Below are 25241 nucleotides of genomic sequence, written 5' to 3' on the forward strand. Positions count from 1 at the left end.
AGTAATTTCGCAGCAATTAATGAATATGTATGGGTATTGAAAATACATTAGCTCCTTGGTTAGGAAAAACGACCAAAATGATTGAAAACCATGTTCATGACTTGTTTTTTGAACATAATATTTCATTGACAAAAATACAATGGGTATTCTTAAAAAAAGTACAAGAAAAAAACGGAGTACCACAACAGGAATTAGCTTTTTTAACAGGTAGAGATAAAACATCGCTAACGCGATTAGTAAATACGATGGAAAAGAAAGGTTTAGTTGCTAGAATTCCCTCTAAATTAGATAGACGTATTAATAATATTTATATCACTAAAAAGGGTGATGTTTTATTTAAAGAAACCTTGCCTATAATGGCGCAATTTGTAACCTCATTACAAGAAAATATATCAGAAGAAGAAATTGCACAAACAATTAATGTGATTAAAAAAATACAAGAAAACTTAAATATAAAATCAGCTAAAAGTTGTAGTAACAGCTAAACAAATAAACCATGAGAAAACTAATTATTGTAGGAGCAGGAGTCGTAGTACTCGGATTGTCATTTATAATCTCCAATATTTTAAAAGACAGTAAGGAACTTCCTGTACAGAAAGTTACAAAGGTAGAAAAAACTGTTTTTGTAAAAGAAGTTAAAAATGGTGATGTTGCTATAAATATTATTGCAAACGGGAATTTGCAAGCTAAGAATAAAGTGGATATTTATTCGGAGGTGCAAGGAATTTTAAAACCTACATCAAAACCATTTAAAGCCGGTATATCATATAGCAAAGGACAAACATTATTGCATATTAATAGTCAAGAGTTTTATGCTTCAATTCAATCTCAAAGGAGCTCATTACAAAATTTAATAGCTTCTATTATGCCAGATTTACGACTAGACTATCCAAATTCTTTTGAAAAATGGAATACCTATTTAAAAAACTATGATATAAATAAAACAGTACAACCACTTCCTGAGGCAAACTCAGACAAAGAGAAGTATTTCGTAACTGGTAAGAATATATATACAACGTATTATAATGTTAAAAATTTAGAGTCGAGGTTAGGAAAATACAATCTTAGAGCTCCTTTTAGTGGTGTAGTTACAGAAGCTTTGGTTACTAATGGAACTTTGGTAAGGGTTGGTCAGAAAATGGGTGAATTTATAGATACTTCAGTTTTTGAATTGGCTTTGTCTGTAAACGGAAGCTTTGCTGATATTTTAAAAGTTGGTAAAACGGTGGAACTTCAAAATTTAGAAAAGAATAAAATGTGGTCAGGTAAAGTTGCCCGAATTAACGGGAAATTAAATCAAGCTACACAAACAGTTCAAGTTTTTATCGAGGTAAAAGGAAAAGAGTTAAGAGAAGGTATGTATTTAGAAGCAAACGTACCTGTAAAAACAATGACAGAAGCTATTGAGATAAATAGAAAACTATTGGTTGAAAATAAAGCGGTGTATGTTGTAAAGAATAACGTTTTAGATATGATAAATATCAATCCAGTACATTTTAATGAAAATACGGTGGTTATAAAAGGATTGCAAAATGGTGCTCAATTAATTAATAAACCGGTTGCAGGTGCTTATGTAGGTATGCCTGTTAAGATATTTTCAGAAACAACTAACGCTGCAAAAAAATAAGATATGAAAAAAGTAATTGCATATTTTATAAAATATCCAGTGGCGGTAAATATCATTATTATTGCCTTTGTCGTATTAGGAACCTTTGGTTTTTCTTCTTTAAAATCATCATTTTTTCCACTAACGGATGCTAAATTTATCAATATAAATGTAGCATATCCAGGAGCTTCTCCGCAAGAGATGGAAGAAGGAGTGGTTTTGAAAATTGAAGACAATTTAAAAGGATTGGTAGGTGTAGATCGAGTAACATCTACATCATCAGAAAACTCAGCTAGTATTTCAGTAGAAATATTAAAAGGTTATGATATTAATGTAGTTTTAGCTGATGTTAAAAACGCGGTAGATAAAGTACCTAACTTTCCATCAGGAATGGAACCTGCGGTGGTTGCTAAAATAGAAAACATTGCAGAAACGATTAGTTTTGTGGTTACAGGAGATAAAATCCCTTTAAAATCATTAAAAAATATCGCAAGAGATATAGAAAATGATATCCGTAGAATAGACGGAATTTCTCAGATTTCTGTTTCAGGGTATCCAGCAGAAGAAATTGAAATAGCTGTTAAAGAAAATGATTTAAGAGCATATGATTTAACATTTGATGATGTTGCAAGAGCAGTTTCTACGGCAAATATATTAACCTCAGGAGGTTCTGTAAAAACAGTTGCAGAAGAGTATTTAATCCGAGCAAAAAATCGCTCTTATTATGGTGATGAGCTAGATAATTTGGTTGTAAAAGCAGATGCTTCCGGAACAATAATCAGATTAAAAGAGGTTGCAACGGTAAAAGATATTTGGAATGAAACACCGAATAGAAATTTTTACAACGGAAACTTAGCGGTAAGAATTCAGGTAAGTAATACCAATAATGAAGATTTATTAACTTCAGCTAAAAAAATAAATGAATATATAGCCAAGTTTAATAAAGAACATGACAATATAAGGATTGAAATTACAAGAGATTCATCAATCACATTAAATCAGCGTACCGAGTTATTGTTTAAAAACGCATGGCAAGGAATGTTGTTGGTAATGTTATTTTTATCGCTTTTTTTACGTCCTAGATTGGCATTTTGGGTAGCAGCAGGATTACCAGTAGCATTTTTCGGAATGTTTATGTTGGCAGGATACTTTAATATTACCATTAACGTATTATCATTATTTGGGATGATTATCGTTATTGGTATTTTGGTAGATGACGGAATTGTAATTGCTGAAAATATTTACCATCATTATGAAATGGGGAAAAACCCTATTAGAGCTGCCATTGATGGTACGATGGAAGTTGTTCCGCCAATTATATCGGCAATTACCACTACAGTTTTAGCCTTTTCAGTATTCTTTTTCTTAGAAGGAAATATAGGAGAGTTTTTTGGAGAAGTAGCTACCGTAGTTGCACTTACCTTAATTCTTTCGTTGGTAGAAGCTTTAATTATTTTGCCTGCACACGTTGCACATTCAAAAGCATTAGATAGAAATCAGAAATTGTATGCATTTAATAAATATGCCGAAGATTTTATGGATTTTATGCGAGATAAATTATATGCACCAGCATTGCGATTTGTTTTAGATAATAAGTTCTTCGGACTGATAATTCCGGTTGCTTTATTTGTAATTACCATCGGTGCATTTCAAGGAGGAATCATAAAAGGAACTTTTTTTCCGTCGATAGCGAGTGATAGAGTATCTGTAAATTTAACCATGCCGCAAGGAACTAACGAAAAAATTACGGATAGTATTATTTCTGTAATTGAAGCAAAAACATGGGAAGTTGAAAAAGAATTTACAGAGAAATATGCAATTACAGATGAGCCAGTTGTTGAAAATATTTTAAAACAAATAGGACCAGGATCGGCAAAAGCATCCTTAAGAATAAATTTATTACCAGGGGAAACAAGAACTTTTGGCTCGAGAGAAATTACAAATGAAATACGTAAAAGAGTTGGAGAGATTTACGGCGTAGAATCGTTAACTTTTGGTTCGGGAGGTAATTTTGGTGGAAGTCCGGTTTCAGTGTCATTATTAAGTAACAACATCGCTGAGTTAAAAGCGGCTAAAACCGAATTAAAATCAGAATTAAGTAAAAATCAGAATTTAAAAGATGTTACAGATAACGATCCACAGGGAATCAAAGAAATCAACATTCAGTTAAAAGACAATGCGTATTTACTAGGTTTGAATTTAAATGAGGTAATGTCGCAAATAAGAAGTGGTTTTTTTGGTAGACAAGCACAGCGTTTTCAAAGGGGACAAGACGAAATAAAAGTTTGGGTTCGTTATGATAAAAATGAACGTTCGTCGATTAAAAATTTAGACGATATGCGAATTTCTACTCCTACAGGTAGTAGAGTTCCGTTATCGGAAATAGCGACTTATAAAATAGAGCGAGGAGAAATATCTATAAATCACATAGAAGGGCAACGTGAAATAAAAGTAGATGCTGATATGAAAGATGCTCAAGGAAGTGCTACAGATGTTTTAGATGATATTAAAGCAAGGATAATGCCTCAAATTAAAGCTAAATATCCATCTGTAACTGCATTGTACGAAGGGCAGAATAGAGAAGCAGCAAAAGTTTCGAGTTCAGCAGCATTGGTAGGACCTGTAATTTTATTGCTAATTTATATTGTAATCGTATTTACATTTAGATCTTACGGACAACCATTTATGTTGTTAATTATGGTACCATTTAGTTTAATTGGTGTTGCATGGGGGCATTGGTTTCATGGTTTTGCTGTAAATATATTATCACTTCTAGGAATCATTGCTTTAGTAGGTATTATGGTAAATGATGGCTTGGTGTTGATTAGTAAATTTAATAGCTATTTAAAAGAAGGAATGAGTTTTGATGAAGCAATATTCGCTGCAGGAAAATCTAGATTCAGAGCTATATTTTTAACGACTATAACTACAGTTGCTGGTTTAGCGCCTTTAATTTTAGAAACAAGTCGTCAAGCACAATTTTTAATTCCGATGGCAATATCTATTGCATACGGAATTATGATAGCTACTTTTTTAACCTTATTAACTTTACCAGTTTTATTATCAATCGCTAATTACTCTAAAGTATATACATTGTGGTTATGGGAAGGTAAAAAACCAAATAGAGAATCGGTAGAAAGAGCTATTAAAGAAATGGAATCTGAAAAAGCTGAAGAAGCATAGTAAAAGAATATAAAGATGAAAACAACTTATTTAATTATTGGATTTCTGTTTGTAAATATTTCTTTTTACGGACAAGAACTACTAACGAAAGAAAAAGCGGTAGAAGTTACGCTAGAGAATAACTACGATATACGAGTTACTAAAAACAACTTAGCAACAGCTAAAAATAATAAGAGTATTTATAATAGCGGTTATTTACCAACAGTAGTTGGAAATGCAGGAGCTACCTATAGTAGTAATGATACAGATAATGAGTTTCAGGATGGTACAGTAAATTCAGTTACAGGAGCAGAATCTAAGGCATACAACGCATCTGTAGGGTTAAATTATACTATTTTTAATGGCTTTAACAGACAAAACACGTTTAAACGCTTAAAAGAATCTTATAATTTAACCGAATTACAAGCCCGACAAATAATTGAAAATACATTAACTACGCTGTTTTTGGCATACTACGAGGTAGGAAGATTAACTGAAAATGAAACAACACAAAAAGAAACGCTAAGCATTTCTAAAAACCGATTAAAAAGAGCTGTGTATAGTTTTGAGTACGGACAAAATACAAAGTTAGATGTTTTAAACGCTGAGGTTGATGTAAATAATGATAGCATTACCTATTTAGGTGTAAAAAGACAATTAGCCAACGCAAAAAGAGATTTAAACGTTGTATTAGGGCGAAATGTAAATACTTCTATTGATGTAAGTACTGATGTTACTTACGCGATTGATTTGAATTTAATGGACGTGTTAGCAAAGGCAAAAGCTAATAATGCGACTTTACTCCAATCAAAAAAGAATATTGAACTCCGACAGTTAGATATTAAGATTAATAAAGCTGGTTGGATGCCAAATGTAGGCTTAACAAGTTCGTATGCTTGGAATAAAAGTAACAACGATGCCACGAATGCTTTTAGTCCGATTTCTAACACCAGAAAAGGATTAAATGCAGGATTAAACTTGTCTTGGAATCTTTTTGATGGTGGACGTACAAAAACGAATGTAACCAATGCTAAAATAGCTTTAGAAACACAAGAAATTCAAAAGGAGCAACAAGAAGAGTTATTAGAAAGAAATGTAAATAATGCTTGGGAAACTTATCAAAATGCCTTGTTTTCATTACAAGTTCAAGAAAAGAATGTAATTACGAATAAGCTTAATTTTGATAGAACTGATGAGCGTTATAAACTAGGGCAAGTTACTTCTATAGATTTTCGTCAGGCTCAAGTAAATTTAATTAATGCTGAATTAAGTGTAAGTAATGCGAAGTACACTGCAAAAAATGCTGAATTGCAATTGCTACAATTAGCAGGAACTTTATTAGATAATAAGAATTTCTAGAAATAGAATTTTAGCATAAATAGAAAAAAATCCGAAGTTAGTTAACTTCGGATTTTTTTATTCAAAGATTGCAACAGCTCTTACGGGAGAGCCTGTGCCGCCTCTTATTTTTAAAGGAAGACCTATAAATCGAAATCGACCTCTGTTTATCAATTTATATAAATTAATCATATTCTCATAATGCGTGAATTTTAATTCTCCACAAATATGATGTACTTCTCTATTAGAAATTCTTGGAACACCTGGCGACATGGTTTCAACACCAAAAGCGGCTATTTTTTGTTCTCCTAACCAACGAGCACATTCGGCTGTAATTCCAGGTCCTTTGCCCCAATTATCAGTATTAAAATATTTACGATAATGATCGGTATATAATAAAACGGTATCTCCTTTATTTATGGTTTGGTTGCTTTTGATCAAAGCCAATTTAACTTCTTTAGTAGTGATTAACTCTTGTAGTTTTTTATGTGAAAAATCTAAGCAAATCCCTTCTGTATAAAACATAGAAAGTGGCATTGTGTCTATAGATTCGTCTTTATATTCTGCGGCCATATGATTTAAAGCATCCACATGAGTGCCGGTATGTTCGCACATTTCTAACTTATAAACAGCGGGAGTTTCGGTTGTTGGGTTTTTAATGTTATCCCACTCTTCATGTGTATTATGAACAGACATTTTTACTTGAGGAAGGCTCTTATAAACTGGCATTCCTTCAAAAATTTCCTGACTTAAATCTATAATTTCAGGCATAAACTATAATTCAATTTTTACGTTGTATTTTTCTAAATAGTTAATGTAATTGTTAGGTACAAAGTTTTCACTATCAAATTCATCTTTACGTTTGTTCTTCATTTCAATACGTTTTATGGCTTTTAAAAATCTACCAACCTCAATATCATTTTTTACAATTAAACCCGGAACTTCAATACTTTTTCCTTCACTGTCTTTTGCAACCATTGTAAAATAAGATGAATTGCAGTGCTTCTTTTTTCCTGTTCTAATATTTTCAGCATCCACACGAATACCAATTACCATAGAAGTTCTTCCGGTATAATTTACAGAGGCTTTCATGGTAACTAATTCGCCAACTTCAATCGGACTTAAAAAATCTACCGTGTCTACCGAGGCAGTAACACAATATTCACCAGAATGTTTAGAAGCACAAGCAAAGGCTATTTGATCTAATAAAGACAAAATATATCCTCCATGAATTTTACCACTAAAATTAGCATGTGAAGGCAGCATTAACTCAGAAATTGTAATATAAGTCTCTTTTACGTATTTATGTTTTTTGTTATTCATTTGCTGGTTTTAAGCCTCTAAAATGTGGAGAAACTTCTTCTTCTACTTTAGTTATAAAATATTTTGTATCGCCTAGCCAAAAGTAAGAATCGTAACGTTCTTTATAAGTAACCTTTACATAACGACCTTGAAATTTTTGCAAATCGGCAATTACCGTTTCTGCTTGATCTTCAACAGAAAAAGAAAAAATTTGCGCGCCAGAAATACCTTGGCTAATTTCTCCTTCCCATGTTTTTATAAACATTCCTTTATTACTAATTTTTATTAGTTCGCCAGAACGAACACCTTCACTATAAGGTACATAATATATAAAAGCGTAATATAAACTAGCGACTAATAAAATACCACTAATAATTAAAGCTAAAATCTTTTTCATTGCTTAGAAGTTAAAACCTTTAGAGGTTTGTTTAGAACAAAAGTAATGTTAAATTTTAGACTTAAAAAATGAAAGGAAAGTAGTAAGTTTGTCTATCTTCAAAAAAGAAATACAATGAACTATATTTTATTTGATGGTGATGTACGTAACGCATTATTACCATTTACATACACAAAGCCTGTTGCCGATATTAGAGTTGGTATTTTAACCATTAGAGAAAAATGGGAAAAACACTTAGGTTTAACTACAACTACAGTAACTGAAGCGTATTTAGAAGAAAAATACCCGATGGTTGAAATGGAAGAAAATGTTTTGTTAAACGCTTCATTTTTACCAACGAAACCATTAATTGAAATGGTTAAAAGCTTAACGAAAAATCAAGCTATTTTTAAAGGAGAAGATGTGATTGCTTTTTATACGTTTGATTCACAAGAAGAGGTAGATTTTTCATCTTATGAGCAAATCGAGTTTGATGAAGAAATTATTCAAATAAAAAATACTTGGGATATTTTTTCATTAAATGATAAAGCAATTAGAAGTGATTTTGATTTAATTACAGATGGAAGAGATTCAGAACCAATACCTGAAACAGTTAGTTGTATAAATAGAAAAGATATTTTTATAGAAGAGGGAGCAAAGCTAACTTATGCTATTTTAAACGCTTCTACAGGACCAATTTACATAGGTAAAGATGCTGAGGTAATGGAAGGTGTTGTTGTTAGAGGCGCATTAGCAATGTGTGAAAATTCAGTATTAAAATTAGGAGCAAAAATATACGGGGCAACTACTTTAGGTCCGCATTGTAAAGTAGGAGGAGAGGTTAGTAATTCAGTTTTAATGGGATATTCTAGTAAAGGACATGATGGTTTTTTAGGGAACTCTGTACTAGGAGAATGGTGTAATTTAGGAGCTGATACAAACAATTCTAATTTAAAAAACAACTACGCAGAAGTAAAATTATGGAGTTATGAAACTGGGCGTTTTGCAAAAACAGGCTTACAGTTTTGTGGCTTAATGATGGGAGATCATTCTAAATGTGGCATAAACACTATGTTTAATACAGGAACAGTTGTAGGCGTTTCTGCAAATATATTTGGTAGTGGTTTTCCAAGAAATTTTGTACCATCTTTTAGTTGGGGAGGCGCATCAGGTTTTACAGAATATAAAACATCAAAAGTTTTTGAAGTTGCAGAAGTTGTAATGAAAAGACGTAATATAGAATTTGATGAAAAAGAGAAAAAAATTCTAGAACACGTATTTGAAGAAACAAAAAAGAATAGAAATTATTAAAAAAAGCCTCACAATATTGTGAGGCTTTTTTTAGAAACTAACTCTAAAAACTAAATTAGGTGTTACACCTAACGAGCGCTTATCTACCGTTTCTAGTCGGTAATCAATTTCATTAGTATTATTAATAAATGGAACAGCAGTATATGATCTATTAATTATATTCTTTTGGTTGTAGATGTTTAGAATAGAAAAACCAAGTTTACCTTTCCATTTATCAGAAAAATTAAACGAGTATGTAACAGACGCATCTAAGCGATGGTATTTAGGTAAACGTTCTGAATTGATATTGTCGGTATCTAAAATAATAATAGGTGATCCTGTGTTTGCATCAATAATAAAATTAGAAATAGGAGTGTATGCATTACCTGTTCTGTGAATCCAACCTAATGAAAACTCATAATTATTAAACTTAAAGGCATGAGACCAAGAGAAATAATTTGTAATATCGTGGTTAGAAGGGAAAAATTTATTTTCTAGATCTAAAAATTTGAATTGATTTTTAGAGTATGAATAGTTAATCCATGTTCTGTAATTATTAAATTTTTTATTAACAAGTATATCTATACCAAATATCTTACCTGTTCCTTTAGAGAAATCAGTCGTTTGATCATTATAGCCTCTTGTTTGAGAAGTCATTCCATTTACATTTTTAAAATAAGTTTCAATATCTACTTTCCATCTGTTTTTATTGTAAAGGAAACCTGATGAAACCTGAAAACTTTTTTGAAGAGGAATATCATCATCATTTACTTGCGCCCAAATTTCATTCTCTAGATCGAACCCTAAGCTAGATGTTTGAAACTCTACTATTTGGCCTAATGTTTGATTTTTTTGTTCTAAGGAAGCTTTAAAACTAAGGTCGTAAGTAATGCTTTTTTCTATATATAATCTCGGTTCTATAACCGATTTATTAATTTTATTAAAGTAATTAAAACGTATACCTGCATTTATTTTCCAACTATTGGTATCGTAAATATATTCTGTAAAAAGAGAATGAGTTTTATTGGTACCTTCATCTTCTTTTATTGAATTTATTATATTTTCATTATTAATATCAGCTTGGTACTCTAAACTGTATTTCGTTTTGTTAGAAAGAAAATCGTAACCAAATAAAAGGTTCGTATTGTTATTTGTTTTATAATTTAGACTGTATGAAAAACCTATATCTTTAACTGAATTCTTTTTGATAGATTTCCTAATTAAATAATCATCAATATAATTGTAATTACCTTTATAGTTTAGGTTAAAATGAGAATAATAAAGTTTTAATTCTTGTTTTAATTTCGGAGTGAAACTTTTATTCCATAAAAAACTCAAACCATTATTCTTAATGTTTAAATCATCTAAATAAATATCTTTATAAATAGGTATTTTAAAGCTGTTAGATAACTTATTTTGAGTGTATAAAAAGCTTACGGATAAAGTTTCGTTAACAGATGGTTTTAAAATTATTTTTGCAGAATAATCGGCAAAATAAAAATGATTATCTCTAACAAAAGGAATGTTATTGTTTATAATGTTTCTCTCTTGATTTGCATCGAAAGTTTGAAATACTCTGTCTGATAATTTATTAAAAGTAAAGGTGTTAATTAGATCAGTAAAAGAGCGTCTAAACGAAGTAGTAATCGCTATTTTTTTAGTTAAAGGTACTCTAATGTAGGCATCAGCGTGTGTCATGTTAAAACCAAATCCACCAGTTGTTTGCTCAGGAATATCATCTTCTGTTTTTATATCTATAACGCCAGATATTTTATTGCCGTACCTTGCTTGTGTTCCGCTTTTAGATAGGGTGATTTCTCTTGTTGTATAAGGATTAAAAGCAGAAAGTGTTCCGAAGAAATGGCCTGAATAATACATTTTTATTCCGTCCCATAAAATTAAGTTCTGATCAGGAGTTCCACCTCTTATGTAAATACCAGAAGCTGTTTCGTTAGGACTTTGTACACCTGGTATAATTTTTAAGGTTTCTAAAACATCGGGTTCTGTTAACCCCGGAAGCAAGCCTAATTTTTTAGGTATAATGGCTATAGAACCGTGTTTGTTTTGATTGATACCAGAGGTAATATAGTTTTTTACTGAGATTTCTTTTAAAACATTAAAGTTTTTTTCGAGCTCTTGAACAGTAATAAAATAGTATCGTTCATCTATTTTATTGAATTTAAGGATAGTTTGTACTTCTATTTCATCAATTAAATTTTCAAGAATACATGCTTTTTTAGAAAAAGAAAATAGAATTCCTTTCGTAATATCAGAGTCAAAAGAGAACTTTATTTTATAATCAGTTTCTGTTTTTTTTAAAACGTCTAACATAGGCGCATCAAAAAAAGCAATGTCTATTTTTTCTTGAGAAAAAACAGACATTGTTAAGCATATAAAAAGAATACTTAATTTTTTATTCATCAGAGGTTAACACAACCGAGCTATTTTCTGCTAATTTAAATGAAATTTTCATAGGAGCAAAAACAGTTTTTAAGGCGATATTAACATCATTATTTGTAAAAGCACCAGTAAAGCGTCTGTTTACATCTATTTTATTAGTATTAAATTTTAAATTGTATCGCTTTTCTAGTGTTAAGATAACTTTATGTAAAGGAGCATTGTTAAAGTTACTTTCTCCTTTTAACCAAGATGGTTTCTCTTTAGAAAATTCCCAATTTTCGTTCTTATTATCATAAACTCTAAACGCCTTTCCTTTTGTTAAAATAGCTTGGCTATTGTTTTTAGAGGTAGCTTTTACTTTTCCTTCAAAACACTGAACTTCAAAAAAGTTATTTGAAGTATTTACAGTAAACTTAGTACCTAATACGACCACTTTACCTTGTTTGCTATTAACAGTAAATGATTTTCCTCTTTCAACTTCAAAATACGCTTCACCTGTTAAAAATAAATCTCTTTTTTCGCTCCAATTCTTTTTATCGAATTCTAAACTAGCACCAGGTGAAAGATAAGCTGTAGAATTGTCAGGCAATTTAATTATTATTTGTTCACCATATGCAGATGAAAAATTACTGGTATTATTTTTATTGATGTAAAATACAGTTAACAATAAAATAATTGAAGCAGCTGCACTATACATCCATGAAGGCGAAAGTTTAAAAACCTTTTTAGATTTCTTTTTCGTACTTTTTTCTTCTTTTATTTTATTTAAAACAGTCTCTTTATTATAATGAGGAGCTTTTAGTAATTGAGAAGCATCATTAATTTTTTTATATTGATGATAATCCTCAGAGTCTTTAAATTTATTTAATTCATCCGACGACAAATCATTCGCAATCCATCGAGCTAAAAATGTTTCATCGTTATATTCTTGTTTCATTTTCGTTTTCTTGCTATTTATATTAAGAACAATTAATTTACTAATTACCCTACCTTTTTATTATATTTTACCAATTTTTTCTTTGATAATCAGCAACGCTTTGCTCATTCTTTTTTCTACTGCTTTTACAGAAATACCTACAATTTCAGCAATTTCAGCATATTTTTTCTTGTCGATTCTACTTAAAAGAAAAACCTCTCGTTGTTTTTCAGGTAAATCGGCGATTACTTTTTTTAACTTTTGATAAAACTCTTCCTCTTCTAAAATAAATTGTGGAGTTTCGTTAGTTTTATCTGTAGAAATACTTCTTCTTTGATGTTCTAATACCACTTTTTTATGTGCTACTTCATTAAAAAAACGATTGTTGGCAACAGTATATAAAAAGGATTTCGCTTTTTCAAAGATTATTTTAGAGCAATTATCCCAAAGTTTTATGTAAGATTCCTGAACAATATCTTCTGCCTGCTGAGTGTTACCACATTTATAATATATGTAGTTTCTTAGGGTTTGAGAGTGTTTGTTAAAAATTTCTTCGAAATTTTTTTGCTCACAAACAGATTTTAAAAGGTCTTTACTCATTGGGTTATTTTTCTAATACAAACAAAGCCGTAAAATAGGGGAGCTAAGTTAGTATTTTTTATAAATAGGTAATTTCATATGCGCCTCTTCATAATGAGGTGTTTTCTTGTACACATAGTATAATTGTGCATAGGTGTTTTTTGCAAAAAGGGTGTCGTTATTTATTTTATCCATCAACGCTTCTTTTACTAACGGATTTTCTTTTAAAAATATAGCCGCAGCATCTTCAAAAACATAGGCAGAAAAACCTTCTTTTTGCTGTAAAATGGTATCAAAGAAGTTCCAGTTAAAAAAAGAGTCGGTAGCCTCGGCTTCTAATGTTTCAATAATATATCTAAGACCTTCTTGTTGCGTAGAAATATAAATATCTCCTTTTTTAATTTTAACAGGTTTAGTTTCTTTTGCTACAGAAGTGTTATAGTGTAGATAATGTCCTTCGTAGGCTGTTTTGCGAGTGTCAAAATTTGTTATATGTTGTGTTTCTAATGTTAGAAGTGTGTCTTTTTTAAAACGTGTAAAAGCTATTTTATTTTGCTGTAGTCTTTTAACAATTTTATGCCAACCTTTTTGTACTATATATGCTTTGGGTATTGTTATTTCTTTGGTGCTTTTAAAGTTGTTGTAATAGGTTACTTTTTTAGTATATGGTTTACTTTTGTCATAAAATAACCTTTTTCCGTTGGTTACTTCACTATCTATATAAGAACCTTCATAGCCTTTGAAATCTAAAGAACTTGGATTGTTTTTATCAACTTGAAAAGTTATAGGGTATGTTTTTTTACTTAAAATATCTTTAAGATTTTTTTTACGTAAATCTTTAATTTTAAGAGTGTTTTTCTCCGTGAAATCTAATGTAGAAAATAACAATTCATAGGTTTGCTCAACGCGAATTTTATATGGTTTTAACATGTGTGTTTCTACCATTAAACCTAAAGTGTTAAATAAGGTTGTATATCCGGTAGAATATCTTGGCGAGTCGTAAAACTGCGACCATCCTTTTTCGGGAGTATTTCCCCAAACGTTTACATATGGAGTAATGGGAATTTGTTTTTCTGATAAAGAATTTTCTATAAACGGGCGCATTTCTGTTTCTAAAAAAGCACCAAGTTTACCACCTAGTTTATTGTGTTGTGTAAATAAATGTGTAATCGCGTATTGATAATCGGCACCATTACTTACATGATTATCTATAAAAACATCGGGATTTATTAAATGAAAAATTTCTGCAAAAGCAGCGGCATTTTTAGTGTCTTGTTTTATAAAATCGCGATTTAAATCGTAGTTACGAGCATTTCCTCTAAATCCGTATTCTTTCGGTCCGTTTTGGTTGGCTCTAGTATGTGAGTTGCGATTTAAAGCGCCACCGATATTATATACAGGAATTACAGAAATTAAAGAATTTTTATACAATTTTTTTAAAGAATCATTCTGAACGATATCTCTTAAAAGCAACATAGAAGCATCTATTCCGTCGGATTCTCCGGGATGAATTCCGTTATTAATAAGTATTTTGCTTTTAGACGAATCTTTTATGTTTTTTAAAGTCGTTTTTCCGTCTGAATTAAAAACTACTAAATGTAACGGTTTTCCAGAATCTGTTTTGCCTATTTCAAATAAAGATATTTCAGTGTAGGTTTCCGCTAAATCTTCATAAAAAGAAATAACGTCTTTATATTCTGGAGTTTCTGTTCCGTTTGATTTTTCGAAAAGTGTTGTAAAATCATCCGTATTGATGCGCTCTTTTTTACATCCGAAGAAAGCAATTAAACAAAGTAGAATAAGTAGTTTTTTCATTAAAATTTAATTTTTTACAGTACTGGGAACTAAGCCTGTATAATCACCATTATTTCTAATAACATCACGTACAATAGAGGATGATATATAGCTTTTACCAGAAGATGTTAGTAAAAAAACGGTTTCTATTTCTGAAAGTTTACGGTTGGTATGCGCGATGGCTTTTTCAAACTCAAAATCACCAGGATTTCTTAAACCCCTTAAAATAAACTCAGCATTCTGTTCTTTACAAAAGTTTACAGTTAAGCCGCTATAAGTAACTACCTTAATTTTAGGCTGATCTTTAAAAGTTTCTTCAATAAAACGTTTGCGTTCCTCTAAAGAAAACATGTAATTTTTATCGGCATTTATACCAATGGCAATAACCAATTCGTCAAACAAGGTAACACCACGTTCAATAATATCTACATGTCCTAATGTAATCGGATCGAAAGATCCTGGAAAAACTGCTTTTTTCATAAGTTTAGTTTTTTAATGCTGTTTCTATAGCGTTGCCAAATAGTGCTGTTAAAGAGATGCCTGCACAACTTGCTTGTTGCGGTAAAATACTTGCTTCCGTTAATCCTGGTACGGTATTTATTTCTAAGAAATGAGGTTTATCATTTATAAAAATATACTCGGCACGAGTAAAACCTTTCATATTTAAAATTTCATACACGCGTTTTGCTACTTCGGTAACGTTTTTTTCTTGTGATTTAGAAATTCGTGCAGGTGTAATTTCTTGTGATTTACCTTCGTATTTAGCTTCATAATCAAAGAAATCATTTTCTGAAACAATTTCTGTGATTGGTAAAACTTTGGTTTTTCCTTCGTATTGAATTACACCAACAGAAACTTCTGTTCCGTTTAAAAAACTTTCTATTAAAATTTCAGAATCTTCTTTATAAGCAACTTCTAATGCGGGAATTAATTCAGCCTTCGTATGAACTTTAGAAATACCGTAGCTAGAGCCTGCATTGTTTGGTTTTACAAAACAAGGTAAGCCAACTTTGGTAATAATTTCATCAATATTTATGTGGTCGCCTTTATTTAAATATACCGAAATTGCTGTAGCAATACCATATTCTTTAATAACACTTAAAGTATCTCGTTTATTAAAGGTTAAAGCCATTTGATAAAAAGGAGCAGAGGTGTGTTTTAATCCGATTAAATCGAAATAAGCTAGTATGAGTCCGTTTTCACCAGGCATACCATGTATTGCATTAAAAACACAATCAAAAACAATTTTATGGCCATTTACATCCGCAGAAAAATCATGTTTATTTATAGGATATTCATTATTTTCTTCATCAACCAAAACCCATTTGTTTTTTAAAACATGAATTTTGTGAGCCGTATATTTTTCTTTATCAAGATGCTTGTAAACAACCGAACCACTTTTTAAAGATATTTCTACTTCAGAAGAATATCCTCCCATAATAATAGCTATGTTTTTTTTCACTTTACTGCTTTTGAATTGTTTTATAATGTAAAATTGTTTGTCTAAGTTTATACAAACTTACCAAAAAAACTCGTTTAAGAGTTAATGAATTAAAAATAGTAATATTTTTACTGTAAATTTGCGCCACCTTACAAAAAAATAATATGAGTAATTTTTCTGAAAAGCTTAAAAATTTATTTCAATTTTTAAAAAGTAAAACCTTCTTTATTCAAATAGGAATAGCGATTGCTTCGTTGTTTATAGTTGTTTTTGTGCTGCAATGGTGGCTTGGAACCACAACGAACCATAATCAAAAAATACAAGTGCCTAATTTGCATGAAATGTCTTTAGAAGAGGTTGAGAAAAAATTAGAAACACTTAATTTAGATTTTATTATAATTGATAGTGCAACATATAATCCTGCATATCCAAAAAAATCGGTTATAGAACAAGATCCTGAAGTAGGAGATTTCGTAAAAGAAAACCGTAAAATATACTTAACTTTAAATCCATCTAAATACAGAGATGTTATAATTCCTGATTTAAACGGAAGAACAAAAAGGCAAGCAACGACACATTTACAATCTCAAGGTTTTATTGTAGGAAGAGATGTTACTTATGTAAGAGATATAGGAAAAGATGTTGTTAGAGGATTAAAGCACGAAGGAAAAAGAATTACACCAGGAACAAAATTACCAAAAAAAACCACGATCAACCTTATTTTAGGTGATGGTAACTAATTATAAAATTGATTCATGCAGGAAGACGCAAATTTAGCAATAGAAAACGACGATTTATACGAACACCATAGGTTTGTAGCAACTGAAGGACAAGAGCCTTTAAGAGTAGATAAATTTTTAATGAACTTTATTGAGGGTTCAACACGAAATAAGATTCAGCAAGCAGCAAAAGCAGGAAATGTTTTAGTTAATGATGAGATTGTTAAACCCAATCATAAGGTAAAGCCTAGAGACGTTGTACGTGTGGTTTTAGCGTATCCGCCAGCTGAAAACTTATTGGTTGCAGAAGATATTCCTATCGATATCGTCTATGAAGATGATACTGTTATGGTTGTAAATAAACCAGCAGGAATGGTGGTTCATCCAGGGCACGGTAATTACTCTGGGACTTTGGTTAACGGATTAATTCATCATATAGAAAACTTACCAACAAACTCTAATGAGCGACCTGGTTTGGTTCATAGAATTGATAAAGATACAAGCGGGTTGTTAGTAGTTGCAAAAACAGAGTTTGCAATGGCACATTTATCTAAGCAATTTTTTGATAGAACTACAGAGCGTTTGTATTACGCATTGGTTTGGGGAGATGTAAAAGAAGACGAAGGAACTATAGAAGGAAACATAGGTCGTAGTTTTAATAACCGTTTGCAAATGGCTGTTTTTCCTGACGGAGATTATGGTAAGCATGCAGTTACGCATTACAAAGTTTTAGAACGTCTTACGTATGTAACTTTAGTGCAATGTAAATTAGAAACTGGAAGAACTCACCAAATTAGAGCGCACTTTAAATACGTAGGTCATACACTTTTTAATGATGAGCGTTATGGAGGTAATGACATTTTAAAAGGTACAACGTTTACAAAATACAAGCAATTTGTAAATAACTGCTTTAAAGTATTGCCAAGGCAGGCGTTACATGCAAAGACATTAGGTTTTACGCATCCTACAACAGGAGAGTTTATGCGATTTAATACAGAAATACCTGCAGATATTGAAGCGTGTTTGGCAAAATGGAGAACCTATTCAGAGAATTCGAAACACGAAGAACAAGTCTAAAATATATTATAAAACAAAAAAACCAGCTTCATGAAGCTGGTTTTTTTGTTTTCGGTTTAAGAAAATTATTTTTTTAGATAAGGAGTAATTTTATCAATTAAATCTTCGGGTGATTTTACATAAGCAAAAAAGTTAGCAATTTCTTTTTCGTTGCGTATTAAAATAAAACGAGGAACCATTTTTGTGTTAAATCGTTTTTTTGCTTTATTAAAATAGGCGAGTGCTTCTTTTTTACTTTTATCTAAATCGTTGTAAACTTTTACCATTACAAATTTTTTAGAAAAATCTTGAAATTTTTTAGTGTCATATGCGTATTTCTGAACAGCTCTGCAAGGCACACATTTTTTTTCTCCTAAATATATAAAAACATCTTTATTGTTTTCTTTGCCGTACATTATAGCGCTGTCAATATCTGTTTGCCAATCAATATCCTGAGAAAAAGATTGAAGACAAGTGAAAAAAGCAATGGTTAAAATAATTTTTTTCATTTTCATAGAATTTATTTTTCTATAAAAATAGGTAAATTATTATAGTCGCATGTTAACTAAACTCATAATTCTATCAAACTGCTCTTTCAAGCCCATATCAGAATTATCAAATTCTATAGCATCATCGGCGCGAACAAGAGGTGAATCTTCTCTGGTAGAATCAATACGATCACGTTCTTGAACATTGTGTAATATTTCGGCATAATTAACCTTATCACCACGATCTAATAATTCTTTATAACGACGTGTAGCTCGTTTATCGGCAGAGGCAGTCATAAATAATTTTAATTCAGCATTTTTAAAAACAACCGTACCAATATCACGTCCATCCATTACAATACCTTTATTTTTTCCCATTTCTTGTTGTTCGCTTACGAGTTTCTTTCTAACTTCAGAAATAGTGGCTACTTTACTAACTAAACGAGAAACCTCAATGGTTCTAATAGTGGCTTCAACGTTAGTATTATTTAAATACATTTCTGCAAAACCAAGTTCTTCATTAAACTTAAAAGAGAGTGAGATTTTATATAAATTTGTAACCAATTCTTCCGGATTAAAGTGCGAATCTGAAATGTAATTTTGTTGCATTGCATACAAAGTAACGGCTCTGTACATAGCACCAGTATCTACATAAATATAGCCTAAATTTTTTGCAAGTTGCTTTGCGATAGTGCTTTTTCCTGTAGATGAAAATCCGTCGATGGCAATGGTGATTTTTTGTTTCATAAATGATAAAGATAAAATACAAATATACATTAGAAATCTATTTTTTTAGGTCAATAACTTCAAAATTAAGACAAGTTTAAAGAGCTTGTAAATAAGTGTTTTACCTTAGTTTTATGCCTTTAGTTGTTCGTTTAATATAGTTTTTATATATTCACTTATAATATTATCGTGTTAATGCTGCTTTTTTTTTAAAAAAGTGTATTTTTAGCGCCCCTTAAGTACCTCTATAAATGAACAAAATAACTAGAAGCATACAAATACTTTTAGGTATGTTACTTATTTGTATTCAATGCAATACAATGTTAGCACAAACATTAAATACCCCTGTTATTGCAGGTGGTGGCTCTGCATGTGATACTTCTGGAGCAACAGATTTTCCTGTCGATTTTTCTTTTAGTGGTAGTGTTTTTGATGATGAGAATGTTTTTTTTATAGAGCTTTCTGATGTCGACGGAAGCTTTGCAGACGCTTCTTTAGTGAAGGAATTAAGGAGATTAGAGAGTACAGCAGCTAATAATTTTAATCAGGCATTTAATATTAGCACAACAATACAATTGCCAGATGGCACTTTTGGTAAAAATTATAAAATAAGAATTCGTACAACTTCTCCAGAAATGACCTCTGAGTCAGTTTTTTTTGAAGCTTACCATGATATGGTAGTCGATTCGGAATTAGGAATTAATAATGACGAAGATTTCGCATTGTGTAATGGCGAAAGCAAAGAAGTATCGCTAACAACAACAATTATTGGTGAATATCAATGGTTTAGAAGAGTTGGCTCTACCGATACGTTGGTGGCAACAACCCAAGACCCCACTTTTACAATAACACAAGCAGGAACTTATTTTGTGGTGATTGACTACGGAAGTTGTGGAGGACCAAAATCAAGATTTATTAATGCAATTGGAATCAGCAATTCAGACGCGCAAATAACAGGTACGGCTACTGTTGAGATTTGTGGAGATGAAGCGCATACGTTTACGGCTAGTTCAAACAATACAAATTATACCTACGAATGGTATCAAGATGATGTTTTAAAACAAACATCTAATTCAAATACGTACACAACACCAACAGCGGGTCAGTTTGGAACCTATCATTTAATAGTAAAATTAGGTGATTGTGAAGTAAAATCTAATGATGTTGTATTAGCACAACAAACAACAGCCGATTTTAATGTAAATACCATAGGTGCTTTAAAAACAATTATTCTGCCAGACGAAACAAGAGAGCTTTGTATAACACATGATGCTACTTCAGCTACTATTCAATGGTATAAAGATGATAGTTCAATGGGGGCGTCTGCAAATCAGTTGTGTGTTAGCGCTAGAGCTTCAGGGGAGTATTTTGCACGTGTAACCAAAACTTCGGCTACTACGTGTAATCTTATCGTCGATTCGGAAAAATATGAGTTAATCGCTGTAAAATCGTTCGATGTAACTATTAGAGCCGAAACAGCATATGAAGAGTGTAATACGGTTACAACCGATTTAAGTATTGTAGGTGTTACAGCTATAGGTCAGGACGATGAGCAATATGATTTGTCTGCTGATCAGATAGATATGTTAAATTATCAATGGAAAAAAGATGGAGTAGCTGTTACAGGTGCTACAGAAACCACCTATAATGTTGGTTCTTATCAAGATAATGGAGTTTATACCTTGCAAGTAGGTGTAGGAACATTAACTACAGACTCTAATGAGTTAGCTATAAAACTTATTGTTGAAGATCCAGAAATTACCTCAACATCATCTTCTAATTCATTATGCCCAGGTGGCAATATCATATATACAATAGATGTTTTAGTTGCAGGTTATACCTACGAATGGTTTAAAGACGATGATACTAAGGCAACAGCAACTGATGTTACAGATTTTGCTGTTACAGAAATTGGTGAATATACATTAAAAATAACAGGATTTGGTTGTGAAAAAACATACGCACCTATTAATGTTGTATTGTTTGATGAATCGGTAGTAATGGTTACACCTTCAGAAAAAGTAGTGCTTATACAGGGGCAAACAGTAACTGTAACAGCATCGGGGGCTGAATCTTATGTTTGGCATTTGGGTGAAGATACTGCCGGAACTGTTCTATCAACAAACGAAACTTTAGATGTAACTACATTAGGTTTTTATACTGTGGAAGCTTCAGTAGGTGCTTGTAGTGTAATACTTACTATTGAAGTAGTTGAGCAAGATGATCAGGTTATAGTGCCTAATATTGTTACACCTAATGAAGACGGAATAAACGATACTTGGCAATTATCAAACAAATACGCATTTCAACCATCTGTAGTAATACAATTGTATGATTCGAGTGGAAAAGAAATTTTAAATACAACCGATTATAAAAATGATTGGCCATTAGAAAGTTTAGGTAATCAAAAAATCTTCTATTATAAAATTATAAAAGAAGATGTATTAATTAAAGCAGGAACAATATCTGTATTAGATTAAAGATTTAAGATGATAAAAAAAATTACATTATGTATCGCGTTATTAGTAAGTGTGTTTTCAGTAGAAGCACAATTGTCTGATGATGCACAGCAATACAATAGTTTTACTTCAAGGAATTTTATGAAGTTTAACCGCTTTTTAACGGTTCCTACTTTTTCGGCTTTGCGAGAAAGTAAAACAGAGATGACTGCTATTGTACGTAATAGTAATGTAGATTTTGAAGACAACCCAAGATTATATGTTGGGACCTATTCTGGCAAAATGCGAGAAAATGTAGGCGCAGGTGTTGCTATTTATCAACAAGAAGTAGGCGTGTTTAAAGATTTTGGAGCCTTAATAAACTACGCACAACGATTAAAGTTAAATGAAAACTTGGATTTAACTTTCGGATTCAATTTTTTATATAGCCGAAGAAGTGCAGATGCTGTAAAGGTAAATTCAACAGTACCAGATCCGCAAGTAGCAAACTTTCAGGATGTACCGTTAGTAATGTTACAACCAGCAGTTACCTTATCGTTTGGTAAGTTTGATGTTGGAGTGTTTTTTGAGAATTTAGTAGATTTTAATTTAAAGACTAGCGAAACGGCTACTTCTTTTGGAGAAAAAACATTTTCTGCACACGCAATGTATTCATATGAGTTTACCTATGCTTCAGGTATTTTAGAAGGAGCAGATTTAAGAACATTAGTAATGGCAAGAAAGCCAGGAGAAAATGAATTTAGTGTTGGAGGTAATGTAATCTTAGATTTACCAAAAGCAGGTTGGGTAAAAGCAGGTTACGATAAAACCTATGGAATCTCTGCAGGAATAGGTGTGAATATTTCAGATAAACTAGCCGTTGGTTTTAGTTATGAGAAAAGTACTTTTGCGGCAACCAACGAAATAGGGTTGATTTATAATTTTGGTAAAAAATCATATACAAGAGAAAGACCAACAAGAAGATCGGGTAATGTAAATGTAACATTACCAGAAAGAGCGCCTAAAAAAGAGTATAAAAACGAAGAGCATAACGATTTATCAGATGAAATTCAAACAGCGCAAGACTCTATAGATATTTTAAATAAAAAAGTTGATGAGGTTTTACGCTTATTAAAGAATCAACCAGCTCCACAAAAAGTAATAGTACCAACACCTGTAGAAAATAAGGTAGAAGAAAAAGATACGTCACTTAGAAGAAGATCAGATAAACCATGGAGACAAAGTACTATTACAACTGCAGGTAGTGGCGGTGGAGGTACTATGTATTATATTGTTTCTGATAGGTATAAGAATAAAGAAAATGTTTTTCCTTTAATTGATAAATGGAAAAGATCAGATGTTGAAGCAAAATATATTTTCGAACCAAACGAAAAATATTATTATGTATATATAGATAGGTTTGCAAAAGAAGAAGATGCCGTTGAAAAAGTAGAAGAGCTGACAGATAAAACGCGAATGTTCGAGAGTGATGATAAAAATGATAAATCATCAATAGTAATAAAGAAAAGCGGTAAGGATGTAGTTTATGTGGTTAAATTAACCATAGGTACAAGTGGCGAGAGTTACAAAGAACCTAAAACACAACCTAAAGCAAGAGTAAGAACCATGTCTAACATGCAAGGAGTTGCACCAGGATACTATTTACAAGTTTATGTAAATGGTAATAAAGCATTAGCTGACAGAAATGTTGATGAATTAAGAAATGACGGTATAGAAGCAGGATACTTTATAAATCCTACAACTGGATATATGCATACATATATAGCAAAAACAGAAACAAGAGAAGAAGCTATTAAGTTGTATAATAATAATTTAAACGGTTCGTTTTACGATCGTAAAACGATAGTACGTATAAAATAATTAATTTGTAAGCCCCCACAGCAATTAATCCCCGAGAAAAGATGATGAAAAAAATACTTATAATATTAATTTTATTTCTAACGAATGCCACTTTTTCGCAAGAGAAAGACTTTTCTTCAGAAAAAAAAGCGTTAAACGAAGCTTTAGAATATAAAACAATTAAACAATCTTTAATTGCTAAAAATAAGTTTCAAGCAAGAGCTAATAGTTTAGATCAACGTATTATAAATCCCGATGGTACAGTAGGAGGTATAAATATAAAGGGTAACATTACCTTCGTAGCTAATAATATAGTAAATGCGCGTGTTTGTGTAAGAACATATTGGTGGGGTGGCTGTGCCGAATATTCATCTAACTCGCCTTATGATGGATATACACAAAATGGTAGTCTTAACATGCAATACATTGATGTTGATGGTTTTGTAGATGAAGATGGAGATAGCAATGATGATACTTTTTCTTCTAGTTCAGATGAATTAAACTTACCAGCTTGTTCTAGGGTCGTTTATGCTGGTTTATATTGGGCATCAGTTTATCCTTATGAATCATGGAGCAATACAGACTCAGATGATAGAAGAGATGATTATAATACAATGAAATTTAGGCTGCCAGGTGGTAGTTATCAAAATATAACAGCAGATCCTTCTAGTCCAACTAATACAAGAGAGGTGTTAGTGGATGACGGATACACGTACATTTTTAATAAAGATATCACAGCTTTAGTTCAAGGTTTAAGTACACCCGCAAACCCTGATGGGCATAATGGTACATATGTTGCCGCCAATATTATAGCAACAACAGGTCAAGGTGGTAATGGTAGTTCTGCGGGATGGACAATGGTTATTGTCTATCAAAATGAAACAGAATCTAGTAAAAATATAGCTGTTTTTGATGGTTATGCTGAAATTGATGGAAGTAATAATGTAGATTTAACATATTCAGGTTTTACAACTATCCCTGTTGGGCCAGACCCAGCTGATCCAGCACCAGTTAGAGCAAGTGTACTGGCAGCCGCTTTAGAAGGAGATAGAGGTATTGGAGGAGATAGGTTTCAAATCCAAGATAATACAGTGCCAACAGGTATTTACAGAGACCAATCTACAACAAACTTAAACCCAGCAAATAATTTTTTTAATGGATCTATTAGTAGATATGATAGTTTTGTAACTACACGTACACCTGATAGTGAAAATTCTCTAGGTTTTGATGTTGATTTATACGAGTTAAATAATCCTGATAATAGTGTTATTACTAACGGTCAAACATCTGCAAATGTTCGTTTTACAACAACAGGAGATGTTTACTATCCTTTTTTAAATGCATTAGCGGTAGAAATAATACAGCCCGAAGTACAACTTTTAAAAACAATAACAGACCCAGGTGGTTTAGAAATATCAGGAACTCCTGTAGGTTTGGGATCAGAATTGTATTATAAGATTACATTTCAAAATGTAGGTACAGATGATGCTACAAATACTATTATTACAGATAGGTTGCCTAAGAATGTTGATTTATTAGAAGTAGCCGCACCTAATGGATCTGTTGCTCCAGATGGTACTCGTTTTAATATAGATTTACCAGCCGGGGTAACTATTGTGGCCTATGACCCGCCAGCTGTTGGTAACGGTTTTAGAGCAGAATTAGAATTCTCAGTACCTGATAGTATGGTTTTAGAAGGGGGGATTTACATGAAATTGATATACGTGTTCAGGTAGTTTCAGACTGTAAT

The 25241-nt window shown here is 31.6% G+C and carries 21 protein-coding genes; 10 read left to right on the plus strand and 11 right to left on the minus strand.

All coding sequences use genetic code 11. The features are described 5' to 3' along the window. Positions 1–29 precede the first annotated feature (29 nt). The 4 genes from RRF68_RS01590 to RRF68_RS01605 are packed head-to-tail and all read left to right on the plus strand — an operon-like array spanning position 30 to position 6127. Positions 30–485, plus strand: a complete 456-nt coding sequence (locus RRF68_RS01590) for a MarR family winged helix-turn-helix transcriptional regulator (protein ID WP_218772758.1) — start codon at positions 30–32, stop codon at positions 483–485. 11 nt (positions 486–496) lie between these two features. Further along, entirely contained in the window at positions 497–1627 is a 1131-nt protein-coding gene (locus RRF68_RS01595; RefSeq protein ID WP_315944766.1) for an efflux RND transporter periplasmic adaptor subunit, read from the plus strand. A 3-nt stretch (positions 1628–1630) separates the two neighbouring features. Further along, the gene (locus tag RRF68_RS01600; protein WP_315944767.1) at positions 1631–4789 is read left to right on the plus strand and encodes an efflux RND transporter permease subunit; all 3159 of its coding nucleotides are present in this window, start codon (positions 1631–1633) and stop codon (positions 4787–4789) included. A 15-nt stretch (positions 4790–4804) separates the two neighbouring features. Next, positions 4805–6127: a TolC family protein gene (locus tag RRF68_RS01605; protein ID WP_315944768.1), complete on the plus strand. Its 1323-nt coding sequence runs from the start codon at positions 4805–4807 to the stop codon at positions 6125–6127. Between the two features lie 57 nt (positions 6128–6184). Here RRF68_RS01605 and RRF68_RS01610 read toward each other — a convergent pair whose 3' ends face one another. From RRF68_RS01610 to RRF68_RS01620, 3 genes are read right to left on the minus strand one after another with little or no spacing between them, the layout of a single operon-like run. Then, the gene (locus RRF68_RS01610) at positions 6185–6877 is read right to left on the minus strand and encodes a cyclase family protein (protein ID WP_315944769.1); all 693 of its coding nucleotides are present in this window, start codon (positions 6875–6877) and stop codon (positions 6185–6187) included. A 3-nt stretch (positions 6878–6880) separates the two neighbouring features. Continuing rightward, a complete protein-coding gene (locus RRF68_RS01615) occupies positions 6881–7429 on the minus strand; it encodes an acyl-CoA thioesterase (protein ID WP_315944770.1) in 549 nt (182 codons plus the stop codon). Continuing rightward, on the minus strand, positions 7422–7805 hold the full coding sequence (locus RRF68_RS01620) for a 6-phosphogluconate dehydrogenase (RefSeq protein ID WP_218772752.1): 384 nt from the start codon (positions 7803–7805) through the stop codon (positions 7422–7424). Before RRF68_RS01620 ends, RRF68_RS01615 begins: the two co-directional genes overlap by 8 nt. Before the next feature lie 114 nt (positions 7806–7919). On the opposite strand from RRF68_RS01620, the gene RRF68_RS01625 reads away from it, so the two are divergent. Further along, positions 7920–9095 carry a GlmU family protein gene (locus tag RRF68_RS01625; RefSeq protein WP_315944771.1) on the plus strand — a complete coding sequence of 392 codons (1176 nt, stop codon included), beginning with the start codon at positions 7920–7922 and terminating at the stop codon, positions 9093–9095. A 30-nt stretch (positions 9096–9125) separates the two neighbouring features. On the opposite strand, the gene RRF68_RS01630 is transcribed toward RRF68_RS01625, so the two are convergent. Genes RRF68_RS01630 through RRF68_RS01655 form a run of 6 tightly spaced genes read right to left on the minus strand, consistent with a single transcriptional unit; the run spans position 9126 to position 16225 of the window. Further along, entirely contained in the window at positions 9126–11456 is a 2331-nt protein-coding gene (locus tag RRF68_RS01630; RefSeq protein WP_275316710.1) for a TonB-dependent receptor plug domain-containing protein, read from the minus strand. Positions 11457–11487: 31 nt separating this feature from the next. After that, complete coding sequence (locus RRF68_RS01635; RefSeq protein ID WP_315944772.1) at positions 11488–12411, minus strand: FecR family protein; 924 nt, start codon at positions 12409–12411, stop codon at positions 11488–11490. A 60-nt stretch (positions 12412–12471) separates the two neighbouring features. Beyond that, positions 12472–12990, minus strand: a complete 519-nt coding sequence (locus tag RRF68_RS01640) for an RNA polymerase sigma factor (protein WP_218772748.1) — start codon at positions 12988–12990, stop codon at positions 12472–12474. A 48-nt stretch (positions 12991–13038) separates the two neighbouring features. Then, a complete protein-coding gene (locus RRF68_RS01645) occupies positions 13039–14784 on the minus strand; it encodes a M14 family metallopeptidase (protein ID WP_315944773.1) in 1746 nt (581 codons plus the stop codon). A 6-nt stretch (positions 14785–14790) separates the two neighbouring features. Beyond that, on the minus strand, positions 14791–15243 hold the full coding sequence (gene coaD, locus RRF68_RS01650; protein ID WP_275316703.1) for a pantetheine-phosphate adenylyltransferase: 453 nt from the start codon (positions 15241–15243) through the stop codon (positions 14791–14793). A gap of 4 nt (positions 15244–15247) precedes the next feature. Next, a complete protein-coding gene (locus RRF68_RS01655; protein WP_315944774.1) occupies positions 15248–16225 on the minus strand; it encodes a D-alanine--D-alanine ligase in 978 nt (325 codons plus the stop codon). Between the two features lie 143 nt (positions 16226–16368). Between RRF68_RS01655 and RRF68_RS01660 the strand changes: the two genes are divergently transcribed. Both RRF68_RS01660 and RRF68_RS01665 read left to right on the plus strand, forming a co-directional pair. After that, positions 16369–16944, plus strand: a complete 576-nt coding sequence (locus tag RRF68_RS01660; protein WP_315944775.1) for a PASTA domain-containing protein — start codon at positions 16369–16371, stop codon at positions 16942–16944. A gap of 15 nt (positions 16945–16959) precedes the next feature. Then, entirely contained in the window at positions 16960–18000 is a 1041-nt protein-coding gene (locus RRF68_RS01665; protein ID WP_275316699.1) for an RluA family pseudouridine synthase, read from the plus strand. A 65-nt stretch (positions 18001–18065) separates the two neighbouring features. Here the strand turns inward: RRF68_RS01665 and RRF68_RS01670 are convergent, their stop codons facing one another. Continuing rightward, a complete protein-coding gene (locus RRF68_RS01670; protein WP_315944776.1) occupies positions 18066–18488 on the minus strand; it encodes a thioredoxin family protein in 423 nt (140 codons plus the stop codon). A gap of 39 nt (positions 18489–18527) precedes the next feature. Continuing rightward, positions 18528–19214: a (d)CMP kinase gene (gene cmk / locus RRF68_RS01675; RefSeq protein ID WP_315944777.1), complete on the minus strand. Its 687-nt coding sequence runs from the start codon at positions 19212–19214 to the stop codon at positions 18528–18530. Positions 19215–19444: 230 nt separating this feature from the next. Between cmk and RRF68_RS01680 the strand changes: the two genes are divergently transcribed. From RRF68_RS01680 to RRF68_RS01690, 3 genes are read left to right on the plus strand one after another with little or no spacing between them, the layout of a single operon-like run. Then, positions 19445–21673, plus strand: coding sequence for a gliding motility-associated C-terminal domain-containing protein (locus RRF68_RS01680; protein ID WP_315944778.1), 2229 nt, complete (start codon positions 19445–19447; stop codon positions 21671–21673). A 9-nt stretch (positions 21674–21682) separates the two neighbouring features. After that, the gene (locus tag RRF68_RS01685; RefSeq protein WP_315944779.1) at positions 21683–23512 is read left to right on the plus strand and encodes a PorP/SprF family type IX secretion system membrane protein; all 1830 of its coding nucleotides are present in this window, start codon (positions 21683–21685) and stop codon (positions 23510–23512) included. Between the two features lie 41 nt (positions 23513–23553). Beyond that, entirely contained in the window at positions 23554–25227 is a 1674-nt protein-coding gene (locus RRF68_RS01690; protein WP_315944780.1) for a hypothetical protein, read from the plus strand. The last annotated feature ends 14 nt before the right edge of the window (positions 25228–25241 follow it).

This window comes from Tenacibaculum sp. HL-MS23, assembly GCF_032463465.1.
In the GTDB taxonomy this organism is placed as follows: domain Bacteria; phylum Bacteroidota; class Bacteroidia; order Flavobacteriales; family Flavobacteriaceae; genus Polaribacter; species Polaribacter bernardetii.